The following is a 16,422-nucleotide window of genomic DNA, read 5'->3' as shown; positions in this document are numbered from 1 at the left end:
CCGCAAGAGCACCCACCGCAGGGCAGTCCGTAGACTGTGCCCGTGCCGATCGACCGCGACACCACCAAGCCTGCCGGCGCGACTCCCCACGCCCGCGCCGGTGCCGTGGGCTCGCCCGCCCGACCGATCAGCGTGAGCGTGACCGGAGGCGGCGTCCTCGGCGACCCGCTACGCGCCAACCTCGCCCTGATGGCACCGGGCACCGCCCTACGGGACGGGTTGGAACGGATCCTGCGGGGTCGGACGGGTGCGTTGATCGTCCTCGGCTACGACAAGGTGGTGGAGGGCCTCTGCACCGGCGGCTTCCCGCTGGACGTCGAGTTCTCCGCGACCCGCGTCCGCGAGTTGTGCAAGATGGACGGCGCGGTCGTGCTCTCCAGCGACGGCACCCGGATCGTCCGCGCGGCAGTGCACCTGATGCCCGACCCGACCATCCCCACCGAGGAGTCCGGCACCCGGCACCGGACCGCGGAGCGGGTCGCCCGGCAGACCGGCTACCCGGTCATCTCGGTCAGCCAGTCCATGCGCATCATCAGCCTCTACGTCAACGGCCAGCGGCACGTGCTGGACGACTCGGCGGCGATCCTCTCCCGCGCCAACCAGGCACTGGCCACGCTGGAGCGGTACAAGCTCCGTCTGGACGAGGTGTCCGGCACGCTCTCCGCCCTGGAGATCGAGGATCTGGTCACCGTACGCGACGCGGTGGCCGTGGTGCAGCGGCTGGAGATGGTCCGACGGATCGCCGACGAGATCGCCGGTTACGTGGTGGAGTTGGGCACCGACGGGCGGTTGCTCGCCCTTCAACTGGACGAGTTGATGGCCGGCGTCGACGCCGATCGCACCCTGGTCATCCGGGACTACCTGCCCGCCGGTCGCAAGTCCCGGACCCTCGACGAGGCGCTCGTCGAGTTGGATCTGCTCAGCGCCACCGAACTCATCGACCTGGTCTCGGTCGCCAAGGCGATCGGTTATCCGGCCGCGTCCGACGCGCTGGACGCCGCGGTCAGCCCGCGTGGCTTCCGGCTGCTGGCCAAGGTGCCCCGACTTCCGACGGCCGTGGTCGACCGGCTGGTGGTGCACTTCGGCAGCCTGCAACGCCTGCTGGGCGCCACCGTGGAGGATCTCCAGGCGGTCGAGGGCGTCGGTGACGCCCGGGCTCGGGGCGTACGCGAAGGGCTGTCCCGGCTCGCTGAGGCGTCCATCTTGGAGCGCTACGTCTGACGCCGTCCGGCGCTGGACGTAGCACGGCGGGGGCCGCCCCCGGGCCGAACCGTCGGAGAGCTATTTGAGGACCAGTTTCGCGGGCTGGCTGAGCTTGGTGCCCACCCGGGCGAACACCTCGTACGTCCCGGCGGGCACGACCGGGCCGTTGGCCAGGCCGTCGGCGCACCGGCTGCTGTCCTTGCCGTTCCAACTGACCAGGTAGGAGCGTTCGAAGCCGGGAGTGAAGGACTGCACGTCCGACCCAGCGGCCGTGCCGCAGGTGTCCGAGGACCAGACCACCTCGGCACCGGCCTTGATGTACAACTCCTGGGCGGTGGCACCGACGTCCCGGCTGCACGTGCGATCCGACCGGTTGCGGACCTTCAGGTGCAGGTCGACGGTGGCGCCGGAGGCCACCTGCGCGGGCAGCGGCACGGCGGTCACCGAAAGTTCAGAGTCCGCGCAGTTTCCCTCGTCCGACACCGGGTTGACCGCTGGCGGGTCGTTGCTGAGGCTCCGCTCACTCTCCGGAGTGGTGGGGTCGGTCTCCTCGCCGGAGGCGGAGGGATCGGCCCCGGCGTCACCGGACGGCGGCGCGCCGGTCTGCGGCGTGAGCACCGAGCCTGTCGGGTCCGGCGTGCCGGTCGCCGCGCCCGGATCGGGACGGCCGTCATTGCTCGCGTCGTTGCCCCCGTTGGGCCCGTTACACGAGTAGAGCAGGACAATCAGGAAGAGCAGCACCGCACCGAGCACGACGGCACGACGCCGCCAGTACACGGTGGGAGGCAGGGGGCCGACCGTCAGACGCATGATGTCACCACCGTAGCGGCGGCGGGTGCGGCGGACCGCAGCGACGCGCCGTGGCCCACCTGACCCATCGGATCCGACCCTCCATTCACGACAGTTCGCCTCGGCGACGGTCACTCAGCGCGACTGCCTCAGAGGTAGACCTTCCGCTGGTAGATCGCGTGCGCGCCAGCCACCCGGTCCAGGAACAGCAGTCCGGCGCAGTGGTCGATCTCGTGTTGCAGGGCGCGCGCCTCGAAGCCGTCCGTCACCAGCCGTACGCTTTCGCCGCTACCGGGCAGCACGCCCTCCACCACCAGCCGGGTCGCGCGCTTCACATCGCCGGTCAGGTCCGGCACTGACATGCAGCCTTCCCGGCCCGCCTTCCACCGGGTCGCCTCCACCACCCGAGCGTTGCAGAGCACGAAGACGCCGTGCCCGGTGACCGTCTTGGGGTGCCCGGTGACGTCCACCGCGAAGACCTGGGCACTCACCCCGACCTGCGGGGCGGCCAGACCCACGCACCCGGGCGACACCCGCATGGTGGCGACCAGATCGGCCGCCAGCCGCACGGTCTCCTCGGCGGTCGGGTCGACCTCCGCTCCCGGCCGACTGAGCACCGGGTCCGGGGCGGCGACCACCGGGACGACCCGGCCGCTGCCCAGTGACTCAGGCGTCCAGTCGCCGAGGCCCACGTAGACATCGGACCGCTCCTCCACGTGCGGCCCATCCGGCGCGCCGCTCACAGCATGTCCGGTAGGGCGGGCCGGAGGGTCACCTCGACACCGAGCCCGGCGGCGGCCTCGTTCAACCGGTCGGCGAGCTCACCGGCCGTGCCCGGGGGCAGCTCCACCTCGGCGACCACCACGTAGAGCGGACCAGCCAGGCGGGTGCTCAGGTCGGTGACATTGCCGCCGGCGTCGGCCAGCACCCGGGTCATCTCGGCCACGATGCCCATCCGGTCGGCACCGTGCACCGCCATCACGTACGGGTCGCCTGCCGGTGCCGTCTCGCCGTCGGGTGTCACCGCGCGTACGGTGGCCAGCAGTTGACCGTCGGCGGCCAGTGGCGCCAGTGCGGTCTCGACCTCGGCGGCGGCCGGGCCGACGCAGATCAGGGTCATCGCGAAGTGCCCCCGCAGGCGGGTCATGGTGCTGTCGGTGAGGTTGGCACCGAGCCGGGCGAGCACCTCGGCGACGTCAGCCACGATGCCGGGCCGGTCCCGACCGATGACGGTGATCGCGAGCTCGTTCATCCGGGCATTCTGCCCGATCGTCACCCGCTGTCGGCGGCGACCCACCCCACCGTCCATACGGCGGGACCGAGGTGCGTGACATCATCGGCGACGCGATGACAGAACTCTCCTTCGCCGGTCGGGTGAGCCGGTGGTACGAGCAGCACGCACGGGACCTGCCGTGGCGTCGCCCCGGCGTCACTCCATGGGCGATCCTGGTCAGCGAGGTCATGCTCCAGCAGACTCCGGTCGCCCGGGTGATACCGGCCTGGCAGGCGTGGCTGGAGCACTGGCCGACCCCGGCCGCCCTGGCCGCATCCAGTCCGGCGGAGGCGATCCGGATGTGGGGGCGACTCGGCTATCCCCGCCGGGCGCTCCGGCTGCACGACTGCGCGACGGCGCTCGTGGAGCGTCACGGCGGTGAGGTGCCGGACCGGTTGGAACAGCTGCTGGCGCTGCCCGGGGTCGGCACGTACACCGCCCGGGCGGTCGCCGCCTTCGCGTACGGCCAGCGTCACCCGGTGGTCGACACCAACGTACGCCGGGTGGTCTGCCGGGCGGTTGCCGGCGAACCGGACGCCGGCCCGACCACCCGACCCGCCGATCTGGTCGCCACCGAGGAACTCCTGCCCGCCGATCCGGCTGCCGCCGCCCTGGCCAGCGCCGCCATCATGGAGCTGGGGGCGGTCGTCTGCACCGCCCGGTCCCCTCGCTGCCCAGCCTGCCCGGTCGAGTCGACCTGCGCCTGGCGGGCGTCGGGGCTTCCCGCGCCGGCCGGTCCGACCCGCCGCCCTCAGCGGTACGCGGGCACCGACCGGCAGGTACGCGGCCTGCTGCTGGGAGTGCTCCGGGAAGCCACCGGCCCAGTGCCGCACCAGCGTCTGGATCAGGTCTGGGCGGACGACGTGCAGCGCGCCCGGGCCCTCGCCGGACTGGTCACCGACGGACTGGTCGAGCCGGTCGGGGAGACCTCGTTCCGGCTGGTCGGGGATGGACCGCCGGCACCGGTGACGAACTGACTGAGGGCCGGCCCGTGTGGGCCGGCCCTCAGTCGCGTGTTTCGAGGAGGATCAGGCGGAGTAGCCGCGGCTGGCGATCCAGTCGGCCAACGCGTCGGTGCTGATCCAGTATTCGGCCCGAGCGGCGTCGGCCGAGTCAGCGATCTTCATCTGATCGCCGCCGTGGCGGTAGCCGGTCACCGCGATGTAGTGACCACCGTCGAAGGTGTGGCTACCCCCGTCGAGGTCGGTGGCGGTGCCGACGACGTTGGCCACCACGCCCCGGCCGTCGTCGATGGCGCGGACGACGTCCTCACGCAGCCGGTCGGTCTCGGCGCGGTCGGCACTCTGGCCGGGGATCTCCACCGTGCGGTAGAGGTCCTTGCCGGCCTTCCGGTTGAGGGCCTCGGTGATCAGGTACGCCGAGTCGGTCCCGCGTTCGGTGGTGCCCATCTCGCGGGCCAGGTCGTCCTGGGAGACTTCCTTGTTCAGGATGCTCAGGGTGTTCCGCACCGCGGCCGGGCCGCAGTAGTAGAAGTTCGGCTGCGCCTCGTAGCGGACCTTCAGCTGTCGCTCACCCTTGCCGTGTCCTCGCTCGGTCACGGCGCCCAGCGGGTTGCCCGTCGGCGGGGCCGCCAACGCGCCCACCGGGCCGGCGATCATTCCACCGGCGCAGACGGCACCGGCGGCGGTCAGGGCAGCCTTGCGGATCGGGCTAGTCATGATCGTTGCCTTCCGTCTCGGGGGATCGACACGAAACCGGGAAAAGGAGGATGCGGATACCGCGTCGGGAGAAGGGGGCGGCTGGAACGCCTGCCCCGGGCTACAACGGCCTCGGGTGGGCCCGGCATTTCCGGGCGGCGGAGGCACAGGCCGTCGCGGTTACTCCTCGTACAACGGCCGCGAGGGCGGGTCAATGCCCGGACAAACCGTGACCGCCGTCACGACAAGTGACCTTTTAATCGGTCAAACCACTCAGCCGGTCAGCTGGGTGCCCAACCTGCCCACCGCGGCGTGCCACCGCTCGACCGCGCACCAAGGGCCCCAGCGACGCAGTCGGTCGCCGCATTCGCCCCGTAGGCCGGGCTGAGTGGGCTACCCCCCGGCCTACCGAGCCGCCCCCGGGACAGAAGGCGGCGGCCCGGTGGCTGTGTGCCACCGGGCCGCCGTTACTTCGGTTGACGAGCTACTCGTCCGTGCCTGTCGAGGCCGCCGTGCCGCCGAGGTCGGCCGGTACGGCGTCCGGCACCTGCACCGGCCGGTCAGACCCCTTGAAGACAAGCTTCGACTTGTCGGTGTTGTCGGGATCGCCTTCGCAGTCCACCACCACGATCTGACCCGGGGTCAGCTCGTTGAACAGGATGCGCTCGGAGAGGTTGTCCTCGATGTCGCGCTGGATGGTGCGACGCAGCGGACGCGCCCCGAGCACCGGGTCGAAGCCCTTCGCGGCCAGGTACTTCTTGGCGTTGTCGGTCAACTCCAGGCCCATGTCCTTGTTCCGCAGCTGGGTCTCGATCCGGCTGATCATGATGTCGACGATCGACAGGATCTCGTTCTGGCGCAGCTGGTGGAACACGATGGTGTCATCGATCCGGTTGAGGAACTCCGGCCGGAAGTGCTGCTTGAGTTCGTCGTTGACCTTCTGCTTCATCCGGTCGTAGTTCGACTCGGAGTCCTCCGAGGCCTGGAAGCCCAGCGACACCGCCTTGGCGACATCCCGGGTGCCCAGGTTCGTGGTCAGGATGATGACCGTGTTCTTGAAGTCCACGATCCGGCCCTGACCGTCGGTGAGCCGACCGTCCTCCAGGATCTGCAGCAGCGTGTTGAACACATCCGGGTGGGCCTTCTCGATCTCGTCGAACAGCACCACGCTGAACGGCCGACGCCGCACCTTCTCGGTCAGCTGCCCGCCCTCGTCGTAGCCGACGTAGCCGGGAGGGGCACCGACGAGCCGGGACACCGTGTACCGGTCGTGGAACTCGGACATGTCCAGCTGGATCAGGGCGTCCTCGCTGCCGAACAGGAACTCCGCGAGAGCCTTGGACAGCTCGGTCTTACCCACCCCGGACGGGCCGGCGAAGATGAACGAGCCCGACGGACGCTTCGGGTCCTTCAGACCTGCCCTCGTGCGTCGGATCGCCTTCGACACCGCCTTGACCGCGTCTTCCTGGCCGATGACGCGCTTGTGCAGCTCGTCCTCCATGCGCAGCAGACGCGAGGTCTCCTCCTCGGTCAGCTTGTAGACCGGGATGCCCGTCCAGTTGCCCAGCACCTCAGCGATCTGCTCGTCGTCGACCTCACTGACGACGTCCAGATCACCGGCCTTCCACTCCTTCTCCCGCTGCGCCTTCTGGCCCAGCAGCTGCTTCTCCTTGTCCCGCAGCTGCGCGGCCCGCTCGAAGTCCTGCGCGTCGATCGCGGACTCCTTGTCGCGGCGCACCTGCGCGATCCGCTCGTCGAAGTCACGCAGGTCCGGCGGCGCGGTCATCCGACGGATCCGCATCCGCGCACCCGCCTCGTCGATCAGGTCGATCGCCTTGTCCGGCAGGAACCGGTCGGAGATGTAGCGATCAGCCAACGTCGCCGCCGCCACCAACGCCGCGTCGGTGATCGACACACGGTGGTGCGCCTCGTACCGATCCCGCAAGCCCTTGAGGATCTCGATGGTGTGCGCCAACGACGGCTCACCGACCTGGATCGGCTGGAACCGTCGCTCCAGCGCCGCGTCCTTCTCCAGGTGCTTGCGGTACTCGTCCAACGTCGTCGCGCCGATGGTCTGCAACTCACCTCGCGCCAACATCGGCTTCAAGATGCTCGCGGCGTCGATCGCACCCTCCGCCGCGCCCGCACCCACCAGCGTGTGGATCTCATCAATGAACAGGATGATGTCGCCGCGGGTGCGGATCTCCTTGAGCACCTTCTTCAGGCGCTCCTCGAAGTCACCCCGATACCGCGACCCCGCCACCAACGCACCGAGGTCAAGCGTGTACAGCTGCTTGTCCTTCAGCGTCTCCGGCACCTCGCCCTTGATGATCTTCTGAGACAGCCCCTCCACCACAGCCGTCTTGCCCACACCCGGCTCACCGATCAGCACCGGGTTGTTCTTCGTCCGGCGGGAGAGCACCTGCATCACCCGCTCGATTTCCTTCTCCCGCCCAATGACCGGATCGAGCTTGCCCTCACGGGCAGCCTGCGTCAGATTCCGCCCGAACTGGTCCAAGACCAGACTCGTCGACGGCGCAGCCTCACCCGGAGCCGTCCCCGCCGCCGCCGGTTCCTTGCCCTGATAGCCCGACAGCAACTGGATCACCTGCTGACGAACCCGGTTCAGGTCCGCCCCCAGCTTCACCAACACCTGCGCGGCCACACCCTCGCCCTCACGGATCAACCCCAACAGGATGTGCTCCGTGCCGATGTAGTTGTGGCCCAGCTGCAACGCCTCGCGCAGCGACAGCTCCAGCACCTTCTTAGCCCGAGGCGTGAACGGAATATGCCCACTCGGCGCCTGCTGGCCCTGACCAATAATCTCCTCAACCTGCTGGCGAACGCCCTCCAGAGAGATCCCCAAGCTCTCCAGAGCCTTCGCCGCCACACCCTCGCCCTCATGGATGAGGCCCAACAGGATGTGCTCCGTACCGATGTAATTGTGGTTGAGCATCCGGGCCTCTTCCTGGGCCAGGACGACAACCCGTCGCGCTCGGTCGGTGAACCGCTCGAACATGCCCTCGTGCTCCTCACGTGCCGTGCGCACTCGATCTTGGTGGTCAAGACTCTCGGCGGGGCCGGATACGCGAGCGCCCAGGACGGGCGTCCGCGCCTCATTACTCTATCGCCGCGAGCCGACTCGGCTGACCTCGTGTGTCTGCCTCGTAGGCCCGATACGCGTCGTTTTGCACAACCATCCACGCTCAGCGGGTGTTCCGGGCGTGGTCCGTGTACGCGCAGAGCGAAATTCGGCCCGCTGGCCGGGACCTCCGGGAGCGCCGCACGGAGGCGCCCCCGCCCCGGGGACGGCATCACCACGGCACCATCCACAGGTTGTGGACAAGTTATCCACCACCTGTGGACAACGCGCGGTAGGCCCCGGACAGTCCCGGGAACGACGACGCCGGCCCGGAGAGTCTCCGGGCCGGCGTCGTGAACTACGGTGCGTACCTGATCTCAGTGACCGGCCTTCGAGTGGTACTCGTCGACGATCTCCTGGGGGATCCGGCCCCGGTCCGAGATGTCCTTGCCCGCCTTGCGTGCCCAGGCTCGGATGGCCTTGTTCTGCTCACGGTCAGCGGTGGCACCGCCCCGACCACGGGCGGCCCGGCCGCCCACGACCACACCGCCGCGACCGACCTTGGTGCCGTGGGCGATGTACGGCGCGAATACGTCGCGCAATTTCTCTGCGTTCGAACCGGACAGGTCGATCTCGTACTGAACGCCATCGAGCGCGAACTTGACGGTCTCGTCCGCGTCCCCGCCGTCCAGGTCATCGACCAGCTTGTGAATGATCTGCTTGGCCACGTCCCACATTCCTTTCGAGCAGGGGTAGCTCCTGCCAACTGCAAGAGCACAATAACCCGCCTGATGCTTGTCGCGTCAATAGGATGCGGTAAGGAGCCGGAAAGTTTCCGTACGACTACTCCGGGCGGACCAAGGGGAAGAGGATGGTTTCCCGAATTCCGAGGCCGGTCAGCGCCATCAGGAGGCGGTCGATTCCCATTCCCATGCCACCGGACGGTGGCATTCCGTACTCCATGGCCCGGAGAAAGTCCTCGTCCAGTCGCATCGCCTCGTCGTCGCCCCGGGCGGCCAGTTGCGCCTGGGCCACCAGCCGCTCCCGCTGCACCACCGGGTCGACCAGCTCGGAGTACGCGGTGCCCAGCTCGAAGCCGAGCACGTACAGGTCCCACTTCTCGGCCAGGCCCGGCTCGCTGCGGTGGGACCGCGTCAACGGACTGGTCTCCTCGGGGTAATCCCGAACGAAGGTGGGTGCCTCCAGGCCGGGTACCACCAACTCCTCGAAGAGTTCCTCGGCCAGCTTGCCCGGCCCCCACTTGGGGTCGACGGACATGCCCACCTTGTCCGCGTACTCGACCAGCCGAGCGCGCTCGGTGTGGACCGTGACCTCCTCTCCGAGCGCCTCGGAAAGGACACCGAAGAGAGTGACCGAACGCCACTCACCGCCGAGGTCGAACTCCCGCCCGTCAGCGTGAGTGACCACCGTCGATCCGGAGACCGCGATCGCCGCCTGCTGGACGAGATTACGGGTCAACTCCGCCATCGTGTTGTAGTCGCCGTACGCCTCGTACGCCTCCAGCATGGCGAACTCGGGTGAGTGCGAGGAGTCGATGCCCTCATTACGGAAGTTGCGGTTGATCTCGAAGACCCGCTCGACGCCACCGACGACGGCACGCTTCAGAAACAGTTCCGGAGCGATTCGGAGATACAGATCGGTGTTGAGCGCATTGCTGTGGGTCACGAAAGGCCGAGCCGCAGCGCCCCCATGGAGCAACTGCAACATCGGCGTCTCCACCTCCAGGTAGCCCTCGGCGTGCAGCGAATCGCGCAGACTGCGCAACGCCGCCGCCCGGGTACGCACCATCTGCCGCGCCTGCGGGCGGACGATCAGGTCGACATAGCGCTGCCGGACCCGGGCCTCCTCGCTGAGCGGCTTGTGTGCCACCGGAAGTGGCCGCAGCGCCTTGGCAGTGACCGCCCACTCCTCGGCCAGCACCGACAACTCACCCCGGCGGCTGGTGATCACCTCACCGGTGACCCCCACGTGGTCACCGAGATCCACCAGACGCTTCCAGTCCTCCAGGCGCTCCGCGCCGACCCGGTCCAGCGACAGCATGGCCTGCAACTCGGTGCCGTCGCCGTCGCGCAAGGTGGCGAAGCAGAGCTTGCCGGTGTTCCGTACGAAGATCACCCGGCCGGTGACCGAGACCCGGTCGCCGGTGGCGGTGTCGGTGGGCAGATCCGCGTAGCGCTCGCGCAGCTGACGCAGCGAGTCGGTACGCGGGTAGCCGATCGGATAGGGCTGCACACCGTCGGCGAGCATCCGGTCCCGCTTCTCCCGGCGGACCTTCATCTGCTCGGGAAGGTCGTCGGCGGGGTCGACTGGCACGGGGCTCTGCTGGGTCACGGCACGCTTCCTCGGCGGGAGAATTCAGACGGGGTCAAGCCCAGAGCGTACTCAAGCCCCCGAACCCCCGTTACCGGATAACCCACCCCCATGACCCACCCCACCCAGCAGGCCCGGCGCCGCCCCCGCACGCTCCACTCGCAAAGAAGCTTCACAGAAGCCCAAGGAACGGATGGCGCTGGCCGCCGAAGGTTCCGGGCAGCCCGACCGGCGCAGGGATCAAGCCTGATAGCCCGGAGCCGGTCGGGTCGCCGGAACCCCCAACCGCAACAGAATCAGAGGTTTCGCTCGTAGACCATGCGCAGCCCGATCAACGTGATCATCGGTTCGTGGTGCGTGATGGTCCGGCACTCGTTGAGCACCAGCGAGGCCAGCCCACCGGTGGCGATCACCGCCTTCAGCTCGCCCATCTCGGCAGCCATCCGCTCCACGATCCGGTCCACCTGGCCAGCGAACCCGAAGTAGAGGCCCGCCTGGAGGCATTCGACGGTGTTCTTGCCGATGACCGAGCGGGGTCGGGTCGCCTCGACCTTGCGGAGCTGGGCGGCGCGGGCGGCGAGCGCGTCGAAGGAGATCTCGATGCCGGGGGCGAACGCGCCACCGAGGAACTCACCCCGCCCGCTGATCACGTCGAAGTTGGTGGTGGTGCCGAAGTCGACGACGATCGAGGGGCCGCCGTAGAGGGTGTACGCGGCCAGCGTGTTGACCACCCGGTCCGCGCCGACCTCCTTCGGGTTGTCGATGGCCAGTTGCACCCCGGTGCGTACGCCGGGCTCGACGATGACGCTCGGCAGCTCGCCGTAGTAGCGGGTGAGCATGGTCCGCAGGGAGCGCAGGGCCGCCGGAACCGTCGAGCAGGCGGCCACGCCGGTGATCTCGACGGCGTCACCGGCGAGCAGTCCCCGGAACATCAGACCCAGCTCGTCGGCGGTCGAACGGGCGTCGGTCTTGATCCGCCAGGAGTGCACCAGCTTGTCGCCGTCGAAGGTCGCCAGCACGGTGTTGGTGTTCCCGATGTCGATGCAGAGCAGCACGCACGCAGCCTAGACGGGTTCAGTCGGTGCGCAGGTCCAGGGCGATGTCCAGGATCGGTGAGGAGTGGGTGAGCGCGCCGACGGAGAGGAAGTCGACGCCGGTCGCGCCCACCGCCGCCGCGTCGGCGATGGTCAGCCCACCGGTCGCCTCCAGCTCGGCCCGATCACCGACGGCGGCGACCACCTCGGCGAGCACCGTCGGCGGCATGTTGTCCAGCAGCAGGAAGTCCGCCCCGGCCTCGACCGCTTCCACCGCTTCGGCGAGGGTGTCCACCTCCACCTGCACCGGCACGTCCGGGAACGCTTCCCGGACCCGGCGGTAGGCGGCGGCGACGCCACCCGCCGCGAACTTGTGGTTGTCCTTGACCATCGCGACGTCGTGCAGGCCCATCCGCTTGTTGGTGCCGCCACCGGCACGGACCGCGTACTTCTCCAGGGCACGCAGCCCGGGCGTGGTCTTGCGGGTGTCCAACACCATCGCCTTGCTACCGGCCAACGCGTCGGCCCAGGCCCGGGTGTGGGTGGCCACCCCGGACATCCGGCAGAGCAGGTTGAGGGCGGTCCGTTCGGCGGTGAGCAGCACCCGGGTGGGGCCGGTGACCGTGGCCAGCACATCCCCGCGCGCCACCCGCTCGCCGTCCTGTGCCACCAGCGTGACGTCGACGGTACGCCCGGCCCTGGTGACCTCGGCGGTCAACTCGAACACGGCGGCGGCGACGGCCAGTCCGGCCACCACGCCGTCGGCGCGGGCCACCACGTCGGCGTTGTCCGTCTGCGTCGCCGGGATGGTGGCGACGCTCGTCACGTCGAGGCCGTCCGGGCCGAGGTCCTCCACGAGCGCGTTCTCGATGATCCGGCGCACCTGGTCCGGGTCCAGCCCGGCCGCGCGCAACATCCGTTCCGTCTCGCCGGTCATCGCGTCTCCTCCCACCGGGTGGTCAACCGTCCCTGTCCGTCGACCGCGCCGACCAGGTGACCGAGCCACCGCTCGTCGGCCGTCGGAAAGTCCTCCCGCCAGTGGCAGCCCCGGGTTTCCTGCCGGGCGTACGCCGCAGCGACCAGCGTGGCGGCCACCGTCAGCAGGTTCGTCGCCTCCCAGTCGGCGGTGCGCGGGGTACCGCGAGCACCGCCCAACTCGACCAGGTCGGCGGCGGTCGTGGTGAGCGTCGCGGCCGAGCGGAGCACCCCGGCACCGCGGGTCATCGCCCGCTGCAACACCGGCGTCGTCGCGGCCGGTAGCACCCACCCACCCTCGCCCCGCCACACCCCGGTGTCCGCCGGGCGTGCCTGCTCGGGCAAACCGGAGGCGATGTCGTCGGCGATCCGCCGGGAGAAGACCAGCCCTTCCAGCAGCGAGTTGCTGGCCAGCCGGTTGGCGCCGTGCACGCCGGTGCAGGCGACCTCGCCGCAGGCGTACAGGCCGGGAATGGAGGTCCGACCGCGCCGGTCGGTGCGGACCCCACCGGAGGCGTAGTGCGCGGCCGGCGCCACCGGGATCAGGTCGGTGCCCGGGTCGACGCCGATGGCCAGGCACGACGCCACGATCGTGGGGAACCGTCGGGCCAGGAAGTCACCGCCGAGATGGCGGGCGTCGAGGTGGACATGGTCGTCACCGGTGGCCAGCAGCACCCGGTGGATGCCCTTGGCGACCACGTCCCGTGGCGCCAGCTCGGCCAGTTCGTGCTGGCCGAGCATGAAGCGCTTCCCGTCGGCGTCCACCAGGTGCGCGCCCTCGCCCCGCAGCGCCTCGGAGACCAGCGGCTGCTGGGCGTGGCCGGCGCCGGGCACCCGAGCGTGCTCGGGAACGATCAGCGCGGTCGGGTGGAACTGCACGAACTCGACGTCGGTGACCGCCGCACCGGCCCGCAGGGCCAGGGCGACCCCGTCGCCGGTGGAGACCGCCGGGTTGGTGGTGGCCGCGAAGATCTGCCCCATCCCGCCGGTGGCCAGCACGACCGCGCGGGCCAGCAGGGCGCCGACGCCGTCCTCGCTGCCCTCACCGAGGACGTGCAGCGTGATCCCGCACGCGGCACCGAGCCCACCCGGACCGTCGCCGGGGGCCCGGAGCAGGTCCAGCACCAGCGCGTGCTCGACGAGCCTGATCCATGGGTCGCGCCGGACCGCCTCGTGCAGCGCCCGCTGCACCTCCGCGCCCGTCGCGTCGCCGCCCGCGTGCACGATGCGGTCGGTCCGGTGCCCGCCTTCCCGGGTCAGCATCAACGAGCCGTCGTCGTTGCGGTCGAACTCGGCACCGAGGCGCATCAGTTCCCGCAGCCGGGTCGGCCCCTCCTCCACCAGCACGCGGACCGCCGCCGGGTCACACAGGCCCACACCGGCGATCTCGGTGTCGGAGGCGTGCATGGCCGGGGTGTCGGCCGGGTCGAGCACGGCGGCGATACCGCCCTGCGCCCATCTGGTCGAGCCCTCGTCGATGTCGACCTTGGTGACCACGGTGACGTGCAGGCCCGCCTCACGAAGATGTAGGGCGGCGGTCAGCCCGGCCACCCCGGAGCCGACCACGATCACGTCGGTGGTCTCCACCCAGCCCGGCTCTGGGGCGGCCAGCCGGCTCGGCAGCGCCGGCAGGCCGACGGTCGGTAGGTCCATGCCCACAGTCAACCCGAATGCCTTTCGCCCCGGGCGGCGGGGGCGGGACGAGTGGTTCCGGCTACTTCGTCCGGAGCGGGAGTCCGTCCGGACCGGCGCCCTTGAGCGTCCCGGTCACCTGGCGGTTGCTGAGCCACAGATAGCAGCGGATCCCCCGGTCACCCACCCGCCACCGACCGGCGCTGGGCGGACGCACCACCACATCGGTGCGGAAGACCAGGTCGGTGTCGTCCGGCAGGCCGGCGAAGCGGGCCAGCACCGAGCGGCACCCGGCGTAGAAGGGGGCCCAATGGGCGTTTCGCGTCGGGTACGGGCCCTCCGGTGCCGGCCAGACACCGGCGAACTCGGCGTCGTGGCGCTCGGCGCACGCCACCGGAACCAGGGACTGCACCACACCGTTGCTGTTGGTACGTGTCTGGTGGCAGCTCAGGCGCAGCGCCGAAGCCGTCCGGAGCACGTCGCGCAGCGACCCGGTACGCACCACGACCTTGGCACCCGCGTCCACCGTGTCGACCTCCATCAGGTCGCAGCGGTACCAGCGGGAGCCGGCCGCCCAGCCCGGCTCGGACGGTACCGCGACCGCCAACCGCAGCCGCCCGGCCCGCCAGTTGTCGCCCACGTAGCCGTTGGCCCGGTTGTCGCACTCGGCGAAGGCGGTACGCAGTTCCGCCGAGCCGGTGGGTGGTGGTGCGCTCCGCTCGGCGGGAAAGGCGCCCACGTGCACCGTCTCCACCCGGTGCGGTTCGGCGCAGTCCACCGGCGCGTACGCCCCGACCGACACCACCTGGGCGAAGTCGGCCTCGTGACAGACTCCGGCGGCCGGGGTGAACGGCCCGGGTGGCGGCAGTGCGGCCCAGTCGTCGACCAGGTCGCCATCCAGCCCTCCGGTCGACCCACAGCCGGCCAGCAGCGCTGCCACCATGAAGGTCGCGACCAGGGCTCTCGTCGCACGTGGCATGGCGCCGCCTCCCCCAGTCAGCGGCCGTCCCCCGACGGCGCCTTCAGGGTAACCAGAAATGACCTTCTGGTGACAGACCGGAATCACGGCATGATCGTCGTGACCGGTGGGAGGTGTCGCCGGTAGGGACACGCCGACGACGTCTGGCGTCCGGAGCTACACCGACAGCGGGTTGGGCACCGGTGCACCGGCGGTGCCGGGCGCGGCGGTGGCCGGATCGGCATCGAGGTCGACGACCCGGTTGTCCGCGTCCACATGCACCACCCGAGGGCGGTACGCGCGGGCCTCGGCGTCGTCCATCTGCCCGTACGCGATCAGGATGATCAGATCGCCCGGCTGGACCAGGCGGGCGGCGGCGCCGTTGATGCCGATCACGCCGCTGCCCCGCTGCCCCGGGATGACGTACGTCTCCAGCCGGGCGCCGTTGGTAATGTCGACGATCGCCACCTGCTCACCCGGCAGCAGGTCGGCGGCGTCGAGCAGGTCCTCGTCGACGGTCACCGAACCGACGTAGTGCAGGTCCGCCTGGGTCACCGTGGCCCGGTGGATCTTGGACTTGAGCATCGTGCGGAACATCGGGATGCCTTTCGCGGGGTTGGTGGTCAGCGAGCCGGGTCGAGCAGGATCGGGGCGTTGTCGATCAGCCGGGTGTCGCCCACCCAGGCCGCCACGAGCAGCCGGGCGGGACCTCGGACCGGCCCGGGCTCCAGGTCCGGATCGGTGAGCACCAGGTAGTCCAGCCGCGCTCCCGATTCGCCGGTGCCGAAGGCGGCGTGCGCCGCGGTCAGCACCGCGGCGGCATCGCGTCCGGCCGAGGCGGCCTCCGCACCGGCCCGCAGCGCCCGGGACAGGCTCAGCGCCACCTTCCGCTCAGCCGGTGAGAGGTAGCGGTTGCGGCTGGACAGGGCCAGACCATCCGGCTCCCGTACGGTGGGCACCCCGATCACCTCGACCGGGACGTCCAGGTCCCGGCACATCCGCCGGACCAGGGTCAGCTGCTGGTAGTCCTTCTCACCGAAGAAGGTCAGATCGGCCCGGGTGAGCTGGAGCAGCTTCAGCACCACGGTGAGCACGCCGTGGAAGAACCCCGGACGGCTCAGTCCTTCCAGGTCCTCGCCGAGCGACCCGGGATTGACCCGCACCGCCGGCTCACCGCCGGGGTACATCTCCGCCACGGACGGCGCGAAGACCAGGTCCGCGCCGGCCCGCCGACAAATCTCAAGATCAGATTCAAGGGTACGCGGATAGCGGTCGAAGTCCTCGTTCGGCCCGAACTGGAGCGGATTCACGAAGATCGTCACGATCACGTGGTCGGCGCGCGACCGGGCCTCCCGCAGGAGGGCCTCGTGCCCCTCGTGCAGCGCCCCCATGGTCATCACCACCCCCACCGTTCCGGTGCGGGCGGCTCGCGCCCTGGCCAGATCGGCGCGGGTGTGCACCAACTCCGTCACGTGATCCACCTCGTT

The 16,422-nt window shown here is 70.1% G+C and carries 15 protein-coding genes; 2 read left to right on the top strand and 13 right to left on the bottom strand.

Annotated elements, in window-relative coordinates; translation table 11 throughout:
• Window positions 1-42: 42 nt before the first annotated feature.
• A complete protein-coding gene (disA, locus tag FF096_RS00560) occupies window positions 43-1,221 on the top strand; it encodes a DNA integrity scanning diadenylate cyclase DisA (protein ID WP_309222401.1) in 1,179 nt (392 codons plus the stop codon).
• A gap of 60 nt (window positions 1,222-1,281) precedes the next feature.
• On the opposite strand, the gene FF096_RS00555 is transcribed toward disA, so the two are convergent.
• From FF096_RS00555 to FF096_RS00545, 3 genes are all read right to left on the bottom strand, one after another.
• On the bottom strand, window positions 1,282-2,013 hold the full coding sequence (locus FF096_RS00555; protein WP_155214394.1) for a hypothetical protein: 732 nt from the start codon (window positions 2,011-2,013) through the stop codon (window positions 1,282-1,284).
• 128 nt (window positions 2,014-2,141) lie between these two features.
• Window positions 2,142-2,708: a peptide deformylase gene (locus FF096_RS00550; RefSeq protein WP_375335280.1), complete on the bottom strand. Its 567-nt coding sequence runs from the start codon at window positions 2,706-2,708 to the stop codon at window positions 2,142-2,144.
• A gap of 23 nt (window positions 2,709-2,731) precedes the next feature.
• Entirely contained in the window at window positions 2,732-3,244 is a 513-nt protein-coding gene (locus FF096_RS00545; RefSeq protein ID WP_155214393.1) for a glycine cleavage system protein R, read from the bottom strand.
• 95 nt (window positions 3,245-3,339) lie between these two features.
• Here FF096_RS00545 and FF096_RS00540 point away from each other — a divergent pair, with 95 nt between their 5' ends.
• Window positions 3,340-4,242, top strand: coding sequence for an A/G-specific adenine glycosylase (locus FF096_RS00540; RefSeq protein ID WP_155214782.1), 903 nt, complete (start codon window positions 3,340-3,342; stop codon window positions 4,240-4,242).
• A 51-nt stretch (window positions 4,243-4,293) separates the two neighbouring features.
• Here FF096_RS00540 and FF096_RS00535 read toward each other — a convergent pair whose 3' ends face one another.
• The 10 genes from FF096_RS00535 to panC form a co-directional block, all read right to left on the bottom strand.
• Entirely contained in the window at window positions 4,294-4,947 is a 654-nt protein-coding gene (locus FF096_RS00535) for a C39 family peptidase (RefSeq protein WP_309222581.1), read from the bottom strand.
• 460 nt (window positions 4,948-5,407) lie between these two features.
• Complete coding sequence (locus tag FF096_RS00530) at window positions 5,408-7,942, bottom strand: ATP-dependent Clp protease ATP-binding subunit (RefSeq protein WP_155214781.1); 2,535 nt, start codon at window positions 7,940-7,942, stop codon at window positions 5,408-5,410.
• Between the two features lie 440 nt (window positions 7,943-8,382).
• On the bottom strand, window positions 8,383-8,733 hold the full coding sequence (locus FF096_RS00525) for an Lsr2 family protein (RefSeq protein WP_308440940.1): 351 nt from the start codon (window positions 8,731-8,733) through the stop codon (window positions 8,383-8,385).
• Between the two features lie 115 nt (window positions 8,734-8,848).
• Window positions 8,849-10,357 carry a lysine--tRNA ligase gene (gene lysS, locus FF096_RS00520; RefSeq protein WP_309222399.1) on the bottom strand — a complete coding sequence of 503 codons (1,509 nt, stop codon included), beginning with the start codon at window positions 10,355-10,357 and terminating at the stop codon, window positions 8,849-8,851.
• A 275-nt stretch (window positions 10,358-10,632) separates the two neighbouring features.
• Window positions 10,633-11,391, bottom strand: a complete 759-nt coding sequence (locus FF096_RS00515) for a type III pantothenate kinase (protein WP_309222398.1) — start codon at window positions 11,389-11,391, stop codon at window positions 10,633-10,635.
• Between the two features lie 19 nt (window positions 11,392-11,410).
• The gene (nadC, locus tag FF096_RS00510; protein ID WP_155214390.1) at window positions 11,411-12,307 is read right to left on the bottom strand and encodes a carboxylating nicotinate-nucleotide diphosphorylase; all 897 of its coding nucleotides are present in this window, start codon (window positions 12,305-12,307) and stop codon (window positions 11,411-11,413) included.
• On the bottom strand, window positions 12,304-13,998 hold the full coding sequence (locus FF096_RS00505) for an L-aspartate oxidase (protein WP_155214389.1): 1,695 nt from the start codon (window positions 13,996-13,998) through the stop codon (window positions 12,304-12,306). The genes nadC and FF096_RS00505 overlap by 4 nt, the downstream gene beginning before the upstream one ends.
• A 61-nt stretch (window positions 13,999-14,059) precedes the next feature.
• Window positions 14,060-14,956, bottom strand: a complete 897-nt coding sequence (locus tag FF096_RS00500; protein WP_155214388.1) for a septum formation family protein — start codon at window positions 14,954-14,956, stop codon at window positions 14,060-14,062.
• Window positions 14,957-15,112: 156 nt separating this feature from the next.
• A complete protein-coding gene (panD, locus tag FF096_RS00495; RefSeq protein WP_155214387.1) occupies window positions 15,113-15,532 on the bottom strand; it encodes an aspartate 1-decarboxylase in 420 nt (139 codons plus the stop codon).
• A gap of 26 nt (window positions 15,533-15,558) precedes the next feature.
• Window positions 15,559-16,407 (bottom strand): pantoate--beta-alanine ligase, encoded by an 849-nt coding sequence (gene panC, locus FF096_RS00490; protein ID WP_309222580.1) that lies wholly within the window; start codon window positions 16,405-16,407, stop codon window positions 15,559-15,561.
• Between the last annotated feature and the right edge of the window lie 15 nt (window positions 16,408-16,422).

The sequence above is a fragment of the Micromonospora sp. CP22 genome (assembly GCF_009712475.1).
GTDB lineage: Bacteria > Actinomycetota > Actinomycetes > Mycobacteriales > Micromonosporaceae > Micromonospora.
The sequence above is the reverse complement of the archived record's forward strand: the minus strand, read 5'-3'. Positions and strand labels throughout refer to the sequence as shown.